The sequence below is a fragment of the Methylomicrobium agile genome (assembly GCF_000733855.1).
GTDB classification, from domain to species: Bacteria; Pseudomonadota; Gammaproteobacteria; order Methylococcales; family Methylomonadaceae; genus Methylomicrobium; species Methylomicrobium agile.
Window position 1 is genome coordinate 1,034,170 of the sequence record NZ_JPOJ01000001.1, and the last position, 21,271, is coordinate 1,055,440.

Annotated in this window: 18 protein-coding genes; 13 read left to right on the forward strand and 5 right to left on the reverse strand. The window is 57.8% G+C overall.

The genetic code is table 11. The features are described from left to right. Positions 1-22: 22 nt before the first annotated feature. Positions 23-760: a septum site-determining protein MinC gene (minC, locus tag CC94_RS0105040; RefSeq protein ID WP_005374520.1), complete on the reverse strand. Its 738-nt coding sequence runs from the start codon at positions 758-760 to the stop codon at positions 23-25. Here minC and CC94_RS24045 point away from each other — a divergent pair. Continuing rightward, the gene (locus tag CC94_RS24045) at positions 669-1,031 is read left to right on the forward strand and encodes a hypothetical protein (protein ID WP_169740929.1); all 363 of its coding nucleotides are present in this window, start codon (positions 669-671) and stop codon (positions 1,029-1,031) included. The two genes, minC and CC94_RS24045, sit on opposite strands and share 92 nt — an antisense overlap. Positions 1,032-1,353: 322 nt before the next feature. Here the strand turns inward: CC94_RS24045 and CC94_RS0105045 are convergent, their stop codons facing one another. Beyond that, entirely contained in the window at positions 1,354-1,929 is a 576-nt protein-coding gene (locus CC94_RS0105045) for a DUF2780 domain-containing protein (protein ID WP_005374521.1), read from the reverse strand. 245 nt (positions 1,930-2,174) lie between these two features. On the opposite strand from CC94_RS0105045, the gene CC94_RS0105050 reads away from it, so the two are divergent. Then, on the forward strand, positions 2,175-2,678 hold the full coding sequence (locus CC94_RS0105050; protein WP_005374522.1) for a hypothetical protein: 504 nt from the start codon (positions 2,175-2,177) through the stop codon (positions 2,676-2,678). A gap of 376 nt (positions 2,679-3,054) precedes the next feature. Here CC94_RS0105050 and CC94_RS0105055 read toward each other — a convergent pair whose 3' ends face one another. Continuing rightward, positions 3,055-3,450 carry a hypothetical protein gene (locus CC94_RS0105055; protein WP_005374528.1) on the reverse strand — a complete coding sequence of 132 codons (396 nt, stop codon included), beginning with the start codon at positions 3,448-3,450 and terminating at the stop codon, positions 3,055-3,057. A gap of 314 nt (positions 3,451-3,764) precedes the next feature. Between CC94_RS0105055 and CC94_RS0105060 the strand changes: the two genes are divergently transcribed. Both CC94_RS0105060 and CC94_RS0105065 read left to right on the forward strand, forming a co-directional pair. Beyond that, positions 3,765-5,357, forward strand: coding sequence for an ABC-F family ATPase (locus tag CC94_RS0105060; RefSeq protein ID WP_036303747.1), 1,593 nt, complete (start codon positions 3,765-3,767; stop codon positions 5,355-5,357). Between the two features lie 64 nt (positions 5,358-5,421). Further along, complete coding sequence (locus tag CC94_RS0105065; protein ID WP_005374530.1) at positions 5,422-5,865, forward strand: CopD family protein; 444 nt, start codon at positions 5,422-5,424, stop codon at positions 5,863-5,865. Positions 5,866-5,979: 114 nt separating this feature from the next. Here the strand turns inward: CC94_RS0105065 and CC94_RS0105070 are convergent, their stop codons facing one another. Then, positions 5,980-7,395 (reverse strand): FAD/NAD(P)-binding protein, encoded by a 1,416-nt coding sequence (locus CC94_RS0105070; protein ID WP_005374531.1) that lies wholly within the window; start codon positions 7,393-7,395, stop codon positions 5,980-5,982. 499 nt (positions 7,396-7,894) lie between these two features. Between CC94_RS0105070 and CC94_RS0105075 the strand changes: the two genes are divergently transcribed. From CC94_RS0105075 to CC94_RS0105090, 3 genes are all read left to right on the forward strand, one after another. Next, positions 7,895-8,326, forward strand: a complete 432-nt coding sequence (locus CC94_RS0105075) for a hypothetical protein (protein ID WP_005374532.1) — start codon at positions 7,895-7,897, stop codon at positions 8,324-8,326. A gap of 340 nt (positions 8,327-8,666) precedes the next feature. Further along, positions 8,667-11,831, forward strand: a complete 3,165-nt coding sequence (locus CC94_RS0105085; protein WP_031430028.1) for an efflux RND transporter permease subunit — start codon at positions 8,667-8,669, stop codon at positions 11,829-11,831. Positions 11,832-11,969: 138 nt separating this feature from the next. Next, complete coding sequence (locus tag CC94_RS0105090) at positions 11,970-13,298, forward strand: efflux RND transporter periplasmic adaptor subunit (RefSeq protein ID WP_005374534.1); 1,329 nt, start codon at positions 11,970-11,972, stop codon at positions 13,296-13,298. A 93-nt stretch (positions 13,299-13,391) separates the two neighbouring features. Here the strand turns inward: CC94_RS0105090 and CC94_RS0105095 are convergent, their stop codons facing one another. Continuing rightward, complete coding sequence (locus tag CC94_RS0105095) at positions 13,392-13,640, reverse strand: hypothetical protein (protein WP_031430032.1); 249 nt, start codon at positions 13,638-13,640, stop codon at positions 13,392-13,394. Between the two features lie 116 nt (positions 13,641-13,756). Between CC94_RS0105095 and CC94_RS0105105 the strand changes: the two genes are divergently transcribed. The 6 genes from CC94_RS0105105 (at position 13,757) to CC94_RS0105130 (ending at position 21,271) form a co-directional block, all read left to right on the forward strand. Continuing rightward, a complete protein-coding gene (locus CC94_RS0105105) occupies positions 13,757-15,028 on the forward strand; it encodes an MBL fold metallo-hydrolase (RefSeq protein ID WP_005374536.1) in 1,272 nt (423 codons plus the stop codon). A 407-nt stretch (positions 15,029-15,435) separates the two neighbouring features. Continuing rightward, the gene (locus CC94_RS0105110) at positions 15,436-16,077 is read left to right on the forward strand and encodes a TetR/AcrR family transcriptional regulator (protein WP_005374538.1); all 642 of its coding nucleotides are present in this window, start codon (positions 15,436-15,438) and stop codon (positions 16,075-16,077) included. 320 nt (positions 16,078-16,397) lie between these two features. After that, the gene (locus CC94_RS0105115; RefSeq protein ID WP_342633120.1) at positions 16,398-17,852 is read left to right on the forward strand and encodes an efflux transporter outer membrane subunit; all 1,455 of its coding nucleotides are present in this window, start codon (positions 16,398-16,400) and stop codon (positions 17,850-17,852) included. A 679-nt stretch (positions 17,853-18,531) separates the two neighbouring features. After that, complete coding sequence (gene nhaD / locus CC94_RS0105120; protein ID WP_245619702.1) at positions 18,532-19,884, forward strand: sodium:proton antiporter NhaD; 1,353 nt, start codon at positions 18,532-18,534, stop codon at positions 19,882-19,884. Positions 19,885-19,934: 50 nt separating this feature from the next. Beyond that, the gene (locus CC94_RS0105125; protein WP_245549410.1) at positions 19,935-21,056 is read left to right on the forward strand and encodes a porin; all 1,122 of its coding nucleotides are present in this window, start codon (positions 19,935-19,937) and stop codon (positions 21,054-21,056) included. A gap of 38 nt (positions 21,057-21,094) precedes the next feature. Continuing rightward, positions 21,095-21,271 carry a hypothetical protein gene (locus tag CC94_RS0105130; RefSeq protein ID WP_157203376.1) on the forward strand — a complete coding sequence of 59 codons (177 nt, stop codon included), beginning with the start codon at positions 21,095-21,097 and terminating at the stop codon, positions 21,269-21,271.

Here is a 21,271-nt window from a genome sequence, read left to right on the forward strand (position 1 = left end):
TCCTCCGAATAGAGCGTATGAGTTAAATTTCTTTGATGATCAGCGAATGATCCTGAAGATAAATCTGTACCGGCTTATGCCGGAACTCCTTGGACAGGTCTTCGCTGACTTTGTAAATGCCTGCGATCGAAATCAGTTCCGCCTGCAGATCGGAACAGAAAATCCGCGCTTTTTCGTTACCCTGTACCCCGGCCAGCGCCCGGCCGCGCAGAGAACCGTAGACGTGAATATTGCCCTCGGCCATGATCTCGGTGCCGGAACTGACCGTCGCCAGCACGATCAGGTCGCCGTGCGAATAAACGCGCTGGCCCGACCGCACCGGCTGGGTGATCAACAGCGTGGAAGCGTCCTCGTTCGGGGCCGGCTGCTCGGGTGTGGCCGCAAGCGTTTTGGTTTTCGCGTTTTCCTGGGACGATCCGCCGCCATGCAAGGCATGAACCGGAATGCCCAGTTCCAGGGCCTGCCGGTTTTGTACGGCATTGCCGCCGCGCAGGCCGATCGGCAATAAATTCAGCTCCCTGATCGCCTTGACCAGAACCGCCAACGGGACATCCAGATTGCGCTTATTCAATTCCTGCAGATCCAGCAGGATCGGAGAATGTTTGAAAAAATCCGGCGCCAGGGCGATTTTTTCTTGGAGTTGTTGTTCGATGTGCTGGAGGCTGTTGTTGAATAAGACCAAAACGGGTACTGAAAAAGTACTGCTTTTAAATTCCAGCGCCTGGGGGCTGGAAGACGTTTTTTGGGGGTCTGTCGACATCCGTCAATCTGCTGAATTCAGTTGTGGTTCTGATTTTATCATTAACTATGTAAAAAGCATACATTATCAGCGTATTATCGCCGAACAAGCCCGATTGGCGCACGGTTCGCGCCGCGGGATGCGGGCGCTGCGGCTATCGGTTTCGCGGAATGGTTTTCGGCTTAGGATTGGGTCGAGCATCACTTCCCCTCTCGTTTTCTCGCCGAGCGCTTATCGCGGTACTCCCTTTGCCAGCTTGGGTTATACACCCAAAGGGCACAAACCGCTGTAGGGTACGCTGTGCGTACCATTGGGGAGGTGAAAAGGTACGCACAGCGTACCCTACTGTGTTTAAACCCCATTGTCACCCTATGAGGTGTCTCATGACGCGCGCCGCGCGCGGGAGCGATCAAGGCGGCATGCCGGAAGATTGTCTTTAGCCACATCCAAAGCGTGAGTCAAGAAACGCCGGATAAATCGTTCCCGCCCGGCAAAACACTGCAGCCCTGCCACCCGAATCCCGACACACAGGACTGACTAACGTTAAACAATCGCCGCATCGGCCTGCACATCCAGCCGGCGGGATCACGACCCGAAAAAAGCCAAGTCTCCGCTCAATGCATGACCAACGCCGATTGCAGCAAATTTGCAGTCGTCGGGCCGCCAGTGGTTCTCACATAATCGACGACGACCGGAATAAATTGGCTGACCATGCTCTGCGGCATGTTCAGTTGCTGAAACGAAGCGGCAAGCGACGTCATCGTGTCGATCGACCCGCCCAGGTCGCCCACCGCCGGCATGGTTTGGGACAGAGGCGGGCCGACTTGCGGAGCGGCCGCCAGCATATCGGACATGCCGGGAACCGATTGGGATAAATGATCGAAAGCTTGCGGCGCCATTCGGGCTTGGGCGGCCTGAAATATGGCCCCTGCCCCGCCAAGGGCTTGCTGCCGGGAAACGCCGAGTCGATTGACCAGGACATCGGTTAAAACGGCTGGCTGGGCCGGCGTGCCGGTCGCGGCGGTTCGGCCGGCCTGCATCACCGCCCTTCCCGTCTCCATGGTTCGTCCGGCAGTCTCCAAACCTCGATCGACGGTACCGAAAACCCGTTCGCTGCCATTGCTCGCGCAACCGGCAAGCGCAATCGAAATGAATGACAGCGTTATTTTTATACGGTCTGAATTTTTCATGGCAATGCCTCCTCAAAGACCCTTTCAACCTGTTCAGACCGGCAGGGAATACCGTTAGCTCAAAAATGTTTCGAGCCGCCAAATTAGTCGGCTTTAAAAAACCCAACGGACTCTTTAAAATCTAATTTTCGGTATCCTGCATGCATTGCAGGTCAGCCGAAAAAGTCCCCGGCGTAGGCGGCAAAACTCGCGCGCACTATTGCAGGGAGTGTAAATTTTAACGATCCGAATCAAGGAGAACCGACATGGCAACAAAATCCGATTTTTCTTCTGCCGAATGGGAGGTATTGAGAGATGCGCCCCATCTTGTGATTCTTGCGGTCACCGTAGCCGGCGCCAGCGGCTTTTTCGGCAGCATCGCGGAAGCATTGGCCCCGTCCGGCATCATCAATGAGGCTTTGCAAGGCAGTAATCCATTATTGCGGGAAGTGTGCGGGCGGGAAGAAATCAAATCCTCGATCGAATCGATTAAAGAACTGGCCAGGGCCAGCGGCGATTTTGCCAACATTCAGGCTGTTTTGCGCCAGGAAGCCGTAGATAAATCGCGGACCGCGATCGGGATTTTGCGGAAGAAAGGATCGCCCGAAGATGTCTCCGTCTACAGGGATTTCCTGATCCATCTCGGCGACAAGGTCGCCAATGCGGCCAAGGAAGGCGGATTTCTCGGTTTCGGCGGCGAGCGGGTCAGCGAACACGAACGGACCCTGTTGGCCGAACTGGCCGAGGCGGTGGGCATGCTGCAGGCCTGATGCCTACTCTATTATTGAATAGGAGGCCCGTTAATGCAGCGTTTCAGGGCAGACCCGAAGCTAAAACGATGCCGAATCAAACCCGTCTTTTGCAAGCTGCGGGCTTTCTGTCGACCGCCTGTCCGGATTGGCACCGTTTCGTTTTCCTTCAACCCCTGATTGAGCTTAGGATTGGGTCGATCATCACTTCCTCCTCTCGTACTCTCTCCCAGCGCTTATCGTGATACCCCCTTTGCCGGCTTGGGTTCCCCCCCAAGGGCGCAAACCGCTGTAGGGTACGCTGTGCGTACCATTGGGGGGGGGGTGAAAAGGTACGCATAGCGTACCCTACAACTGAAAATAGGAACGCTCAGGCGGTATGTCGGGAAGTTATTTTTTAGTGGGTCTTGTCGTAGATGGCTTTCATTTCTTTAAAAGAAGCCAGGGATTCTCTCAGATTTTGTTCCGCCGGCTGCATGTTGCCGCTCTTCAAGTCGGCCTGGGCCTTGACCATGGTGTTAACCGCTCTTTGGCGTTGACGTTCGGTCACCTCGAAGCGAAACTCTTTTTGCTGTTGGCGGGCCGTACCGATCACTTTGCTGACCGCGGCGTTGTCTTCACCTTTTTCCAGCATGCCGACAGCCTGCTCGAGGCTGGCAATCGTGCTTTCAACGGCAGTCTTTACCGCCTCTTCGCCGACCGGCTTGGAGAATGCAGAAGTTGAAGCGGTAAAAAGGGTTGCCGCCATCGTTAAGGAAACCAGTGCATTTTTAAAAGAATTCATGACGATCATTAAACCTAATAAATTGATAATGTTGTTGTTTTTATATAGTCATCAACATGAGGCTTCATACAAAAAATCGCACAAATTCAAATTAACTGACTAAATAAGTCAGTTATTCTAGCACATAAATTTTGAACTTCGTTACGGTAAGCTCCCGCGTGAACAAAACGCATTGCTTGGACGCCTTCTCTTACGCGATCAGCGCGACGCCTGTTTTATCCCGATGCCTGCAAAGCCATTACGGTAAAATGGCGGAGCGTAAGCCCGAAACCGCTTGCGCCCTTGTCCCCTAAATCTTTTACTTATCCTTTCGGAACAACACCTTGTTAACCACCGCAAACATCACCATGCAGTTCGGGGCCAAGCCCCTGTTTGAAAACGTCTCCGTCAAATTCGGCGACGGCAACCGCTACGGCCTGATCGGCGCCAACGGCTGCGGCAAATCGACTTTCATGAAAATCCTGAGCGGCGAGCTCGAACCCACGTCCGGAAACGTCAGCATCGGTCCGGACGAACGGCTCGGGATTTTGCGCCAGGACCAGTTCGCCTATGAAGAATTCAGCGTGATCGACACCGTCATCATGGGCCACAAGGAACTCTGGGAAGTCAAAAAGGAACGCGACCGCATCTATTCGCTGCCGGAAATGTCCGAAGAAGACGGCTTAAAGGTCGCCGACCTGGAAAACGAATTTGCCGAAATGGACGGCTACACCGCCGAATCGAGAGCCGGCGAACTGCTGCTGGGACTGGAAATCCCGCGCGAGCAGCATGGCGGCCCGATGAGCGCGGTCGCGCCGGGCTGGAAGCTGCGGGTATTGCTGGCGCAAGCGCTGTTCGCCGACCCCGACATCATGCTGCTCGACGAGCCGACCAACAATCTCGACATCAACACGATCCGCTGGCTCGAAAACGTGCTGAACGAGCGCAACAGCACCATGATCATCATCTCGCACGACCGGCATTTTCTGAATAGCGTCTGCACTTACATGGCGGACATGGACTACGGCGAACTGCGCGTTTATCCGGGCAATTACGACGATTACATGACCGCCTCGACCCAGGCCCGCGAACAATTGCTGGCGAGCAACGCGAAGAAAAAAGCCCAGATCGCGGAACTGCAGACCTTCGTCAGCCGCTTTTCGGCCAATGCCTCCAAGGCCAAGCAGGCCACCTCGCGCGCCCGGCAGATCGAAAAAATCAAGCTTGATGAAGTGAAGCCGTCCAGCCGGGTCAATCCGTTCATCCGTTTCGACCAGACCAAAAAACTGCACCGACTGGCGCTGGAGGCCGAAGGTTTGAGCAAGGGTTATGGTGCGGAGCCGTTATTCAAAGACCTGAACCTGATGATTGCGGTCGGCGAGCGGGTCGCGGTAATCGGCCCGAACGGCATCGGCAAATCGACGCTGCTGCGCACGCTGGTCGGCGACCTGGAGCCGGACACCGGCCTCGTCAAATGGTCGGAAAACGCGGAAGTGGGCTATTATGCCCAGGATCATGCCGAAGATTTTGCCGAAGACCTCTCGCTGATCGAATGGATGGGCCAGTGGCGGAAGGAAGGCGATGACGATCAAACGATACGCGGCACGCTCGGCCGGATGCTGTTCTCGCAGGACGAAATCAAAAAATCGGTCAATGTCCTTTCCGGCGGCGAACAGGGGCTGATGCTGTTCGGCAAACTGATCCTGCAAAAGAACAACATTATGGTACTGGACGAGCCGACCAACCACCTCGACATGGAATCGATCGAATCGCTGAATACCGCGCTGGAAAACTACCCCGGCACGCTGATTTTCGTCAGCCACGACCGGGAGTTCGTGTCCTCGCTGGCGACCCGGATCATCGAGCTGACGGCGAACGGCATCGTCGATTTCAACGGCAATTATGAAGATTATCTGGCCAGTCAAAACCTGTCCTAATATCGCTGTTTGGGTTGCGCTTTGCGCAATCCGACTTTGATTTCTCCGATGCACCGGGTTAATTATGAACGATTACATACTCCTCCTGCACCTCCTGGCAGCCACAATCTGGACCGGCGGACATCTGGTTCTGGCCATTACGATTCTTCCCAGAGCACTGAAGGAGAAATCGCCCACGGATTTATTACGCTTCGAAGCCGGTTACGAAAAGGTGGGAGTCCCGGCGCTCGCGATTCAGGTAGTCACCGGATTACTGTTGGCCCATAATATCATGCCGGACATTGCCATGTGGTTCAGCTTCGACAACCCCCTATCGCGATTGATTTTACTAAAACTCGGTTTACTCTTGGCGACCCTCCTGTTTGCCATAGATGCAAGGCTGAGAATCATCCCGAATCTGACTGAGGAGAACCTGATGCCTCTGGCGTATCACATTATTCCCGTGACGGTGATTTCCGTTCTTTTTGTCATCGTGGGAGTGTCATTTAGAACCAGCGGGCTACTTTAATTCGGGATAAGCCATTATATCCGAGGCAGCTCTGTAGGGCGTTTTCGCGATAGCAAAACGCCAACAGGCTTCAAAGAGGCGGATTGCCTTCGGCGAATCCGCCCTACAAGCTTCCTACAGGCTTCCGGAAAGGATCAGCTTGGCCAGCCGCAGGGCATGGATACGCAGTTCGGGAACCGCGATCGCTTCCCAATAGCGGGCTTTGAGCATCGGCCCGATGTAAAACAGGTCGGGGACCGATTGCCCGTCAGTGCCGACGACCCGATACTGATCGTCCACTTCCAAGCCGATTCTCGCCGGGTCCTGCTGGATCAGGCCCTCGTCCCGCAACTGGGCAAGCAGCGGAATGTCCGAGGCGGCGAGGTTGTAATTGGGGCCCGTGCAGTTGACCATCGCGCCCACCGTCAATTCCCGGCGCGTTTCCGCATGGCGCGGCCGGACGACGACGGTAACGGCGTCTCCCTCTTTTCGATAGCTCAGGATCTTGCCCGCCACGATTTCCGCCTGCCCGGAATGCGCCATTTGGTGCAAACGCTGATGCGCGCAGGGCGCCAGACGATGGCGGTGAATATCCCAGTACGCCTGGACGTGAACCAGAAACCGTCGCCGCTCCGTCAAGGGCAAACGCCGCCAGATCTCGGGCGTATGCGGACGCAGCTCGTTGATCGCATCGCGCCAGTTGCCGCCCTCGGCTTCCCTGCGCCGCGCTTCCCGGCGCAGCGCGCGCATATAAGCGCGAACCGAGCAGGAGGCTGCCGCCTCCTCCAGATAGGCGGGAAAAGCGGCCGTAACGGGCGGCCTGGCGGTGAACCGATGTCCTTGCGGCAATAAACCGCGGCGGGAGAGAAGAAAAACTTTTCCGGAATTGCTGTTCCGGGTCAGCCTGAACAACACGTCGATCGCGGTATGCCCGCTTCCCAGCAAGAGAATGGGCTTGTCGGCGTCCACCCGGTCAAGGCCGGCGAAATCCCAGGGATTCGCAATGTAATTGCCGGGTTTGAAGCCATCCGGCGCCGGTCTCAAATTTCCGGGCAGAGCGTGTCCAAGCGCGAGCACCACTTGGTCTGCGGACAGGCTCCGGCTGTCCTCCAGTTCCACCGAAAATCCGCCTCCCTCTTCCCGAGGGCGAACGGAAAGCGCTTCTCCACTGATTTTTTGAACGGCGATGGGACTGCCTTTTTCCGCTTCGGCCAAGGTAGATTCCAGGTAGTCGCCGTAAATGCGCCGGGCGATAAACGACGAGGCGTTGAAAGCCGGATCGATATTCCGGCAATAATTGACGAAATGATCGGGATCGTCCGCCAATGCGCTCATATTGCCGGCCGGGACGTTCAATACGAAATTGTCGTCCCAGGTGCGGTAGGCAAGCCCGCGCCCGAAAGGGGCCTTGCGTTCCACCAAAACCAGGCGCACCGGGTCCCCAGTGTTTTGGCGAAGGATGTTCACGGCCGTGAGCGTGCCGCTGTAACCGGCACCTAAAATGACGATCGTGCGTTTCTGAAAGGAATTATTGTCTTTTTGCGTCGGCATTGTGGGCGGATTCTCGAAAAGTGAACGGGAAAAACACAAACAAAGGCGGAATGTGCTTTTAAGTGTATTACCGATGCCTTATTCCAAGCAAGGCTATTCGCCTGTAACGAAGCAGCTCCAACCCAAAGAGATCTGTAGGGCGTTTTCGCGATAGCAAAACGCCGGCATATGCTTCAAAGCCATTGGCGGATTGCCTTCGGCGAATCCGCCCTACAAGTACGAGCTTGCTTTTGAATTCAACCGTCGATATTGTTACCCGGCACGAAAATGCCGGGCAACAATAAAGCCATTGCCCAAACCTACGCGACCGAACCACAAAACGGCCCTGTTTTTGCATGTATCGGCGACTGCGGTCACAGTATCGACGCTGCCGGAGCCGGATCGGTTCCTGACCGCCTCCGCCGCGGAACCCGCACTCGTCATAGCCCTGTCCGGATGGGTTCGGCGCGAAACATGAACCTTTACATTCGTCCTCCAAACCAACAACGAGAAACCGTCCATGTACAACGTGATCAAAAACTTTACCCCTTCAATGCCAATCATCGCCGTTTTTATCGTGGCCCTTGCAAGCATCGGCGATGGCCTGGCGGCCCCGGCAGACGAGCCGGTCCCCAATCTTGTCGGCATTTGGGCGGGAGAAAACCACACTTACTCCGACAAAAAGGGCCATTTGAACTGGACGAAGACGATAGAAATATTCGAACAGAAAGGGCGCATATTCAAAGGGCAATTTACCTATTCGGCCGGGACAAAGCATTTCTTCGGCGTCATCTATCCCGATAACACGACGTTTACATGGGTTGCGGAGGATAGCCAGGGTTATAACCACGGCCACATTCACAGTAACGACAAGATCAGCGCCTGTTACGTGGAAGCCGGCGGCGACGCGACCGTGGGCTGTGCCGAATTGACCAGACAGCATAAACCATGATGCCAGCCTGGCGCTGTAAACAAATCTGTAGGGCGTTTTCGCGATAGCAAAACGCCAACAGACTTCAAAGCAATGGCGGATTGCCTGGCGGCGAATCCGCCCTACGGACTGACTCGAAATAAAAAGCATGCCCGCCCCCTGTTGATCTGCAAACACCCCGTGCCTCTCGCCTGCTGGTTTTTCAACAAGACCAGGCCGTAAAACACCTTCACCTTCGCCAAACAACCGCCAAACCGCGGACAAACAGGCGCAATGCGCCGGTTGGCATGTAACTTGCGCTATCCGGTTACCCGCGTTTTCAATTCAGGCTCCATCACAACGGATCGTTCAAGCCCTCTTCATGTGGATCGTTCAAATTGCTCTCCGCCGCCCCTATACCTTTATCGTGGCGGCCCTGCTGATTCTTTTGTCTACCGTTTACGTACTGCGCAAAATGCCGACCGACATCTTTCCGACGATCGACATTCCGGTCGTTGCGATGCTCTGGCAATACAACGGCATGACCGCGAAGGAAATCGCCGACCGGCTGACCGGTTCGGTCGAACGCTCGATGAGCCTGATCGATGGCATCGAGCACAGCGAATCGCTGTCTTATGCCGGCGCGGCGGTGATCAAGGTGTTTTTCCATCCGGGCACCGACATCCGGACCGCGATCGCGCAGGTGATGTCGAGCAGCAATTCGGTCTACCGCTCGCTGCCGACCAACGTCTCGCCGCCCCAGGTGATCCAGTATTCGGCCTCCGACCTGCCGCTGGTGCAGCTCGGCATTTCCAGCAGCACGGTGCCTGACACCGAGGTGAACGACCTGACCAACAACATCGTCCGGAATATGCTGCAATCCAAACCCGGCGTCGCGATGACCTACCCGTTCGGCGGCAAAAGCCGGCAGATCACTGTCGATACCGACGTGCCGGCGCTGCTGGCGCGCGGGATGACGCCGACCGACCTGTCGGATGCGCTGGCCGAGCAGAACCTGATCCTGCCGACCGGCACGATCAAGATCGGCCCGACCGAGTACGACGTGACGCTGAACGGGGCGGTCGCGGCGATACCGCGCCTCGCCGACCTGCCGGTGCGCACCGACCACGGCGCGACCACGCTGATCCGCGATGTCGCGAACGTCCGCGACGGCACGGCTCCGGTCACCACGATCGCCCGCCAGAACGGCGAACTCGGCATTCTGACCTCGGTCTTCAAGGTCGGGCGCACCTCGACCCTGGAAGTGGTCGAACACGTCAGACAGGCGATTCCGAAAATGCTCGGGCTGATGCCGGAGGGGATCAACATGCGGCTGATGTTCGACCAGTCGCTGTTCGTGAAAGCCGCGATCGGCAACGTGCTGCACGAAGCGCTGATCGCGGCCGGCCTGACCGCCGCGATGCTGCTCTTGTTTCTGGGCAATTGGCGCACCACCTGCATCATCGCGGTCTCTATCCCGCTGTCGATCATGGTGTCGCTGATCGCGCTGTACCTGATCGGCGAAACGATCAACCTGATGACGATGGGCGGCCTGGCGCTGGCGGTCGGCATTCTGGTCGACGACGCGACCGTCGAGATCGAGAACATCGAGCGGCAGATGCTGCTCGGCAAGCATCCGCGCCAGGCGATCCTGGACGGCGCGGCCGAGATCGCGATGCCGGCCTTCGTCTCGACCCTGTGCATCTGCATCGTGTTCGTGCCGATGTTTTTTCTGACCGGCGTCGCGCGCAGCCTGTTCGCGCCGATGGCCGAGGCGGTGGTGTTCGCGATGCTGGCCTCCTACGCGCTGTCGCGCACGCTGGTGCCGACCCTGGTGATGTTTGTGATGGCCGGCCATCACGGCCATACGGACGCGCCGCCCCGCCATGCCCTCGCGCATGCGTTCAGCCAGTTGCATCAGGCTTTCGAACGCGGTTTCGAGGCCTTCCGCAGCCATTATGTCGTGCTGACCGCCCATCTGCTGAACCATCGGCGGCGCTACGGTTCGACGATCCTGGGTTTCTGCCTGTTATCCTTGGGCCTGACCCCCTTATTGGGCCGCGACCTGTTCCCGGCGGTCGATGCGGGCCAGATACGGCTGCATGTCCGGGCGCCCTCCGGCACCCGGGTCGAAGAGATGCCCCAGCAGATCGACGCCGTGGAAGCCTTCATCCGCCAACGCATCCCTCCGGCAGAACTGAGCGACATGCTGGATATCGTCGGCGGCCCTTACAGCACCCGGAACACGCTGTTCGGCAACTCCGGCACGGTCGAAGCGGCCGACACCGAAATCATGATTTCGCTGACGCCGGGACGCCATGCGCCCAGCGCCGACTATATCCAATCCCTGCGCGCCGAACTGCCGCGCCGCTTCCCGAACCTGGAGTTCTTTTTCCAGCCTGCCGACCAGGTCAGCCAGACGCTGAACTTCGGCGTGCCGGCGCCGATCGACGTGCAGTTCATCGGCGGCAAACCGGACGAAGTGATGCCGCTGGTCCGGGCGTTTCAGAACCGGCTGCGGCAGATTCCAGGCATCGTCGATGCGCATATTTACCAGCGCCTGAACCGGCCGGCATTGGACCTGGAAATGAACCGCGCTCAACTGCAACAGTTCGGCCTGTCCGCGCGCGACGTGGCGCAAAACCTGCTGCTGACCTTGAGCGGCAGCATGCAGACCGCGCCGTCGTACTGGCTGAATCCGAACAACGGCAATACGGTCAATATCGGCGTGATGGGCAATCCGCTGAAACTCGACAGCCTGGACGCGCTGCTGAGCACGCCGGTCCGCGGCAACAGCGGCCCGCCGCAACTGCTGGGCAATCTGGTCAAACTGAAACGGTCGCAGCAGCCGGCCGCGGTGACCCACTACAACGCGGACAACGTTTTCAATGTTTACGCCAGCGTCGAAGGCCGCGATCTCGGCTCGGTCAGCGGCGAGATCGACCGACTGATCGGCGAAACCCGCCCCGCCTTGCCCCGCGGCGTCGAGCTGGCGGTGCGCGGCCAGATCGAAACGCTGAACGGCTCCTTTGTCGGGCTGGCGTCGGGTCTCGCGGTCGCCATCGTCTTGCTGTATCTGCTGCTGGTAGTGAATTTTCAATCCTGGCTGGACCCTTTGATCATCGTCAGCGCCCTGCCCGCGGCGCTGGCCGGAATCGCCTGGATGCTGTACCTGACCGGCACGACGCTCAGCATTCCGGCGCTGACCGGCAGCATCATGGCGATGGGCGTGGTGACCGCGAACAGCATCCTGCTGGTCTCGTTCGCGCGCAGCCGGCTGGAGGAAGGCGTGCCGCCCGCGACCGCCGCGCTGGAAGCCGCCGCGACCCGGCTCCGGCCGGTGCTGATGACCGCGTTCGCGATGATCGTCGGGATGCTGCCGATGGCGGTCGGCTGGGGCGAAGGCGCCGAACAGAACGCGCCCTTGGGCCGGGCGGTGATCGGCGGACTCACCTTCGCGACCGCTTCGACGCTGCTGTTCGTGCCGATCGTGTTCGTGGCGGTGCATCAATGGTTGCAGCACCGGCAAAACCGGATAGCCGTTTGATGGCGCGTCGAATGTAGGGTGGATTCGCCGCCAGGCAATCCGCCTCTTTGAAGGGGATTGGCGTTTTGCTATCGCGAAAACGCCCTACAGCTCTACGCCTCTACAGTTTTATCAAAATAACCCAATAGGAAGAAGCTTATGTCCAGTCAACTCTCGCCTACCTTCGCTTTTCCGCCCGCGGGCCGTCCCCGGCGAACGCTGGCCAGGGCCGGCGCGGCCGCGTCGATTCTGCTATCGCTGCTGCTCGCCGGCGGCGGCTGGCGTTATGCGGTCAACCGGAGCGAAGCGCAAACCCTGCGCGAAAATACGCTCGCCAGCCTCCGGCGCAGCGTGATCGCGGTGCATCCGAAGCCCGGCGAGACTTCACGCAAACTGGTGTTGCCGGCCAGCCTGAAAGGTTATTCCGAAACGCAGGCTTTCGCGCGCACCAACGGTTATCTGAAAGCCTGGTACAAGACCATCGGCGATAAAGTCAAGAAAGGCGACCTGCTGGCTGAAATCGACGTGCCGGAACTGGAACACGAACTGGCGCAAGGCCGGGCCGCGCTGGCGCAGGTGAAAGCCCGGCGGGAGCTGGCGCATTCGACCTGGGAGCGCTGGAACCAGTTGAGCCTGACCGACGGCGCGCCGCGCCAGGAGGTCGACGAGAAGCATGCCGCCTTTCTGCAGGCGGAAGCCGATCTGGCCGCCGCGGCCGCGAATGTGAAGCGCCTGGAAAATATCGAAAACTACCGCCGCGTCGTCGCGCCGTTCGACGGCGTGATTACGCGCCGCGCGGTCGATGTCGGCAGCCTGATCGGCACCGGCGCCCAGGAGCTGTTCGCGCTGACCCAGACCGATCCGCTGCGCCTGAGCGTCTGGGTGCCGCAAGCCTACGCGGATCAGATCAAAGCCGGCCAGACCGTGTCGGTACGTCCGCTCGACGGGCAGGAAAAACCCTTAAAAGCCCATATCGACCATGTCGCCGGCGCGCTCGATCCGCTCACCCGCTCCCGCCTGGCCGAAATCAGCCTGCCCAATCCGGACGGCAAACTGCTGCCGGGGGCTTATCTGGAAATCGCGATCGACGTTGCAGTCGACGCCAGCCCGTTGGTGGTGCCGGCGAATGCGCTGGTGATGGATAAGGAAGGCGCGCACGTCGTGATCGTCGACGGCGAAGGCAAGATCGCTGTGCAGCCGGTCAGGATAGGCCGCGATTTCGGCCGCGAAGTCGAAATTCTGGAAGGGATTGCCTTGAATGATATCCTGGTAGCCAGTCCTTCCGACTTGCTGACCCAGGGCGAGGCGGTCAGCGTGGTGGAGGCCGGGGGGCAAGCCGAAAGAGAAGCCGGTCGCCACGCTTTAAAAAAACGGAAATTCATCGCTTACTTGGCTACCCAAGACCTGCCAGGGTTTGAAAACCTGGCAGGTCGGCAAAACGCCGGCCAACGCATCGAAAATCGTTTTAATCCGCTGCTTCCGGAGTAACAAGGTTCCAGCAATCGCTGCTGCTCATCCACCAACCGTTTCTCGCGCACTCCTCGTACCGGCCGTCCTGCCCAGATGCTCCTTAGGCTTTCGTCAAAAAACAACTTCCCCCTTTGAAAAAAGGGGATCGAGGAGGATTTGTTCGATAAATCGCCTCCTGCCCTCGGCAATCGCTCCTGCATTACTCTCGATCGCGTGTTCCCGACGCAATCTACCTCCAGCCTCCCTGCAGTCGTCTTTTTCAAAGAGGGGAGTGAATAATCCACTTTTCATAACCATCCATTTCGGAAAGTTATTTTCCACCAGATCCTCAATCAATACCGGCTGGTATGCGTCTTGCACGCCAGCGAATCTCATTGCCAATTTTTTCTGCCTTTTAATCCCCTCAAAGGAGACAATATGTCCAAATCCTTCCCTGCGTTTGCCGCCCTGACCGCGGCACTGGCCGCGGCCGCGAAGTGAAAAACTATACCGCCGACATCGATTACACAACCGCCAGCGCCAGGGTGCAGATCAGTCGCCAGCAAATCATCGAACCCGGACGCAACCGACCGGCGCCGACCCTGCAAACAGTCGAACAATTCCTCAGCGGCAATACGGCCTGGAACGTGGCGCCGCCTGCCGCGAACGCACCGAATTCCGCACCGACCGTTACGGCGCAACCGGCCGCCGTCGAAGAACGCACCGCCGAAATCTTGGCCACGCCGCGAGGCTTCGTCAAAGCGGCCATTCAGCATCATGCCGAGCAGCGGGACGTCGACGGCGGCACCGAAATCGCGTTCACGATCGACGGCAAGCACCGCTACGTCGGCTTGCTGAACGACAAGCACCAATTGGAGACCGTGCAGACCTGGATAGACAACCCGGTGCTGGGCGATACGCTGGTCGAAACGCGCTACAGCGATTACCAGGACTTCGGCGGCATTCGGTTCCCCGGCCATATTGCGCGCAGCCAGGGCGGTTATCCGGTGCTGGACATCGATGTGACCGCGGTCAAAGCCAATCCGGCAGTCAATATTGCGGTTCCACCGGAAGCCGCGAAGGCGCCCGCCATGAAGGTCGCCGTCAACGAGCTCGCCAAGGGCGTCTATTATCTGACCGGCGGCACCCACCACAGCGTCGCGATCGCGCAGAAAGACCATATCGTGCTGATCGAAGCGCCGCAGAACGAAGAACGCTCGCTGGCGCTGATCGCCAAACTGAAGGAAATCATTCCGAACAAACCGGTCAAATACCTGATCAATACGCATGCCCATTTCGACCATGCCGGCGGCCTTCGCACCTTCGTAGACGCGGGCGCAACAATCGTGACGCCGGAGCCGAATCCGGTTTATTACGAAGCGATCTGGGCGGCGCCTCATACGATCCGTCCCGATCGGCTGGCCGCGTCGAAAAAACCGGCCCGTTTCGAAAGCTTCACCGGCAAGCACGTACTTTCGGACGGCAAGCGCGCCATCGAAATCCACACGCTGGCCGGCAATAGCCATAACGATGCGTTCGCCGCGGTCTATCTGCCCAAGGAAAAAATCCTGATCGAAGCCGATGCCTATACCCCGGCCGCGGCCAACGTTGCGCCGCCGGGATCGCCGAACCCTTACTCGGTCAATCTTTACGATAACATCCGCAAATTGAAGCTGAACGTCGAGAAGATCGCCGCCCTGCACGGGCCGCGCGTCGCGACGCTGGACGATTTGCGCGCCGCGATCGGCCTGCAGACCAGCGCCCGCTAAATCCGCCTCCAACGCCCCGGAAGCGCCTGGGCTTCCGGGGCCAATGCCGTCAAGATAAACCGGAATCAGACCGCTTAAAAGGAGTGATAAAGCGGGTTTTGTCAACTTGTTTGCAAAGCCCGCTTTGCAACGCCGAGGCTAAACTTGACGGCATTGCCTTCGGGGGCGATAGACCGTTTTTTACATTGCACTCAAACGATTTTCATTCTCCGCACGAAACTGTTGATCAGCCAACACCCCACAAGCAAAAACTGCTGCGGATTCAGCAGTCTACCGCCGACTCTAAGTACAAGTTCCCATTCAAAACAAACGGTTATTCGATGGCACGAAGCCTGCTTACTCTAAAGCCGATTTGAATTTCAAATTTCAATTATCCGGCTCACGCCCTACGACTTCATTCGACCTGCATGACTGATCTGAAAAAAAAATCGGAGCGCACGCGCAACCGACTCTTGACTGCCGCCAGCCGCATCTTTGCCGAGAAAGGCTTTCAGGAAGCGACGATCGCGGAAATCTGCGAACAGGCGCAAACCAATATCGCTTCGGTCAACTACCATTTCCGGGACAAGGAAACCCTGTACCTGGAATCCTGGCGTTTCGCCTTCAACCGCGAACTTTCGCAGTATCCGCCCGACGGAGGCATATCCCGCGACGCCGCCCCGGAGAAGCGCCTGGCCGCGCTGATCCATTCGCTGATCGAACGGGTCGCCGACGAGGACGGCTATGCGTTTGCGATTCTCTACAAGGAAATGGCGCGGCCGACCCGCTTGCTGGCGGACATCCTGGAAAAGGAAATCGAACCGCAACGCTCGCAGATGTTCGAACTGCTCCGCGAATGCCTCGGCCAGGCCGCCGAGGAGCGGCATTTGCAGTTTTGCCACGACAGCATCATGGGGCAGTGTTTCCAGCTGCTGCGCCTGAAGCAAATCCAACTGGCCCGGCACCGCCGCCAGCCTCCCGCCGCCAACGGCGACATCAAAGCCTATGCCGACCATGTCGTGCAGTTTTCGTTGGCCGGCATCCAGGCGCTGCGTTCCCGATTCCCTTAATCCGTGAAGTGCTTTCATGCCGGACCGACTTTTGTCCTCCGCCGATCGAAACTTTTAACCGTCCGCCCGCTCGGCGGTTCACTCTTCACCTACACCCTAAAGTGTAGGATGGGTACGACTGCACGAATGCAGGAGATAGGGCAACGCATGGAGCGGTTGCCGCGAGCGAAGCGAAGCGAAGCGAAGCGAAGACCAGCATAAGATTGTGGCGAGTTTCGATCGATGGGTTTCGCTTCGCTCTACCCATCCTACGGCCCATTAACTTAACGACATTGCCCACCACCCCGATTATTCTCATGCGCTTTAGGATCATTCCCGCTTTGATTTGTCACTTGGCCGCCGCCCAATTAACCGCCTGCGCGATCGGACCGGATTATAGCCGCGCGCCGGCCGCTACTTCTGCCCAATTCAAGGAGATGAAAGGCTGGCATGAGGCACAGCCGCGCGATACCGCCCTGCCCCAAAAATGGTGGCGGCTTTTCGACGATCCCGAACTGAACGCGCTGGAAGAACAGGTCGCCCAGGCCAATCAATCGGTGGCGCAAGCCGAGGCCCAGTATCGCCAGGCCCAGCATCTGGTGCAATCGTCGCAATCGTCCCTGCTGCCGGTCGCGACGCTGACCGGCACGCTGAACCGATTCAAGGCCGCGTCGGGGCAGAGCCTCGCGCCGACGGGAATCCGAAACCTGTTCGGCCTCGGCGTCGGCGCGGTCTGGGAGCCCGACCTGTGGGGGAAAATCCGCCGCCAGATCGAAGCCAACACCGGCAACGCGCAGGCCAGCGCGGCGACTTTGCACGCGCTGATCCTATCCAGCCAGGCAATGCTTGCGCAGCACTATTTCCATCTGAAGATATTGGATGCGCAGAAAGCCCTGCTCGACGATACGGTAGCCGCCTATGCGAAAACGCTCGACATCACCCAAAACCGCTATGCGGTGGGCGTCGCGGCCAAATCCGAGGTGGTGCAGGCCAAGGCGCAACTGCAATCGGCCCGCGCCCAGGCCGTGGACCTCGGCGTGGAACGGGCCGCGCGGGAACACGCGATCGCGGTACTGATCGGCAAGACGCCGGCAGAATTCTCGCTGCCGCCGGCGCCGCTACAGGTTGAGCCGCCGGCGATTCCGGTCAGCCTGCCTTCCGAACTGCTCGAACGCCGCCCCGACATTGCCGCCGCCGAACGCCAGATGGCTGCGGCGAATGCCCGGATCGGCGTCGCCAAGGCCGCCTATTTCCCGTCCCTGAATCTGGCGGTCAGCGGCGGCTATCAATCCGGCGACGCCGATACCTTGTTCACGATGGCGCGCCGCTATTGGGCGCTGGGCCCGGCCGGCGCGGCGCTGACCCTGTTCGACGGCGGCGCCAAGAACGCCCAATACCAACAGGCCATCGCCGCGCACGACGCGACCGTCGCCGCCTACCGGCAGACGGTGCTGACCGGGTTCCAGGAAGTCGAGGACAATCTGGCCGCATTGCGCATTCTGGCGGAAGAAGTCCAAGTACAGGATGAGGCAGTCACCGCCGCCGAACAGGCGCTGGCGTTGATGCTCAATCAATACAAGGCCGGCGCCGTCAGCTATCTGAACGTGATGACCGCCCAGACCGTCGCGCTGTCCAATCAGCAGATCGCCGTGCAGTTGAAAGGCGAACAGTTGAACGTCGCGGTGCTGTTGATCAAGGCCCTGGGCGGCGGCTGGAACGAGCGCTTGCTGCCGACGGAGGACGAGGCCGACGGCGACCGCAAATGGACGGATTATCTGATATTGCCGGTGGATTAAGGTCTATCTCATCACGCAAGCAAATCCGATGCGCCTCCTGCGTCGGCACATCCTACGCATTTTTCATCTGCCAGAGTTTGGAAGGAGTCTTGGCAGTTAAGATAGGCCGGAACCGGCTCGCTTAATGGCGTGACAAAACCGGCTTTGTCGCTCCGTTTCGTCATGCGCAAAGCAAGCTTTGCGACTCTTCGGGGCTCAACTTAACGGCATAGCCAAAAAGGAAAGAGGAATTAATTCAGAGCTTTCTTTGATTACCGGACCGTTTGGGTTCGAGCCGCTCCGACAGCGCGGATTTATATCAAAGAGCAAGGACAGAACCGCTCCATGACACCTAAATCCACCTCAATAATTTACAAATAAGAAATGCTCTGTTTCAAAATTGCAAGCAAATCTTTACGATATTTTTACCTGGAAAACTCTAATCTACGCCCATCGTTGCAACCACATTAGGCGCCCGTAACCGATGGACATGACTTACCATACCTTATCTTTGCCATTTCCCGGCCTTGGCCCCGTCAAAAAGCCGCAAGATCATGGAGAATCGGGCATCCCCTCCGGATTTCCAATAAAAAAATCCCGCTACTGCATCAATAGCCTCCCGTTCTTCGTTTCAATCCTGGCTTTTCTGTTACCCTCGCCGGGTTTTGCGCAAGAGGCAGCGGCCGCAACACAAGTCGACTTGCAGCATCATTTCATCGGCTATTTGACGATCGCAATCACGGTCATTGCCTACATCATCGCCATGACCGAAGACCTGCATCAACTGAGCAAGGCGAAACCGATGGTATTGGGCTCGGTGCTCATTTGGTTCGCGATCTTTATTTATTATTCGACCTCATACGGAACGGCAAAGGAAATCGTCCCCATCTTTCAAAGCAATTTGATGGCGTATGCCGAATTGTTTCTGTTCATCACCGTGTCGATGACTTTTTTGAATGCCATGACCGAGCGGGGTATTTTCGACTCCCTGCGCATCGTATTAGCCAATAAGCAGTACACTTATCGGCAGTTATTCTGGATTACCGGCGCGCTGGCCTTTTTGCTGTCCACCGTGATCAGCAGCCTGGCGGTGGGTTTGTTGATGGGATACATCATATTGGAGATAGGCAAAGGCCAGTCCAAATTCGTCGGTCTGGCTGGCTTGAATGCGGTGGTCGGCGCCAATGCCGGCGGTACGATGAGTCCTTTAGGCGGTATTTCGACCTTCTTCGTCTGGCAGCAGAATGCGTTGCAGTTCACCGAATTTTTTACTTTAACGATCCCCTGCATAGTAAACTTTCTGGTACCCGCATTCATCATGCAGTTTTCGGTGACCAAAGAAACGCCCAATTTCTCCAAAGAAAAGCCGGTTTTAAAGCGCGGCAGCAAACGGATCATTTTCATCTTCATCCTCACCTTCAGCACGGCCATTCTGTCGAACGTCTTCCTCGACATGCCGGCGATCATCGGCATGATGTTCGGCCTGGCGATGCTGCAATTCTTTGCTTACTATTTGACCAAATCCGAGAAAATCCATCATTTCCTGACCGAATATGAAGAACACGAAAAACAAAGCTATATCGAATCGCAAAAAGGTTTCGACGTTTTCAAATGTATTGCGGGCGTCGATTGGGATACTCTGCTGTTTTTCTACGGCGCGATGATGATCGTCGGCGCGCTCAGCTTCCTGGGCTATCTGGACGCCATGGCGCATTACCTGTTTACGGTCATCGGCGCCACCGTGGCGAACATCCTGATCGGTCTGTCGTCTTCGGCCATCGACAACGGCACGTTGATGTTCGCGGTGTTGAACATGCATCCTTCTTTCGAGTTCGGGCAATGGCTGTTATTGACCTTTACCCTGGGTGTCGGCGGCAGCCTGTTGGCGATCGGTTCTGCGCCGGGGCTGCATGTCTTGGGCTTGATGAAAGGACGCATGAAAGAAGGCGAAGGGTATACCTTTACCCTGCATTTACGCTGGATGCCGGTCATTTTATTGGGCTTCTTCGCCGGTATTTTTACGCTTTGGCTAATAAACGGCGGCAAGTTTTAATTTTTATGAATAAAAGTCACTGTTTATTAAGCATCTGCAGTCTTTTCGTATTGAACCCCGTAGCAAGCGCGGACGATACGCCGACCGGCTTGATTGCCGAACTTTCCGGAAAAGAGGCTTCCGACTGGATGGGTTTACGGAAATATGGGGTGACTGTCGGCGGCTGGGCCGCCGCCGGCATCAACTACAACACCGACACGCCCGGCGATCGCAGCAACGGCCCGGTGTCCATGACGGACCGGAGCGAAGAATTCAATTTGTATCAATTGGACCTGTTCGTCGAAAAAGCCGTTGTCAAGGGGACGGCCTGGGACGTGGGCGGACGTTTCGACTTCATGTTCGGCACGGACACCCGCTATGCCCAGGCGACCGGCCACTGGGACGACGCTTTGATCAGCGAACGCGACCTGCGTTTTTACGACATCGCGCTGCCGCAGGCTTATGTGGAAGTCTTCGCCCCCATCGGTAACGGCCTGAGCGGAAAGTTCGGACATTTTTACACCCTCCTCGGTTACGAATCGGTCCCGTCGGCGCCGAATTTCTTCGCTTCGCATAGCTACAGCTTCAAGTCCTCTCCGTTTACGACGACCGGCGCGCTGTTCAACTATGCGCTCAACGAGCAATGGAGCGTCAACCTCGGCGCGGTGACCGGCGGGGATAACTTCGACCGCGATCTCGGCGCCTGGAGCCACATGAGCGGACTGACCTGGGCCAATGCCGAAACCGGCACGACGCTTTCCTTTTCGGTGTTGCAGGGCGATGTCTATGAAAACCAAAGCTCCGAGCTGGTGTATTACTCGGCCATTCTGCAGCAGGATCTCGGGCCGTGGCGCTATGTGCTGCAGCATGACGGCGGCAGCCAGCGTCATGCCGTTCAGGGCCAGGATGCCGAATGGTATTCCATCGTGCAGTACCTGAGCTATCAGGTCGCCGAAACCTGGGGGGTGGGCATTCGCGGCGAATGGTTCCGCGACGACGACGGCGCGCGCTATGCCGCAGGCGCCGCCAACTATTACGCGCTGACCGCCGGAGTAAACTGGAAACCCAAGGATTGGCTGATGATCCGGCCGGAATTTCGCTACGACTGGAGCGAGGCGCAAACCGCGCCGTTCGACGGCGGACGGCAGGCCGACCAAGTATTGCTGAACGTGGATGCGGTTATCCAATTCTGATACGAGCCTCATGCTATGTGGCTAAAGACACGATGAAAATGAAAACGAGAAAGTCCTTGCTGCACGAGGCCCCGACCTGGGCCGACGCCTGGGACACCACGCTGCTCTGCGCGGGGGAACGGGAAGCCGCGCGCCTCGCCGATGCGGAGGACCTGGCAGTGATCTTCCCGGATAATCTTATGGCTGCAAACATTTTTATCGTTCCAGCGGCGTAA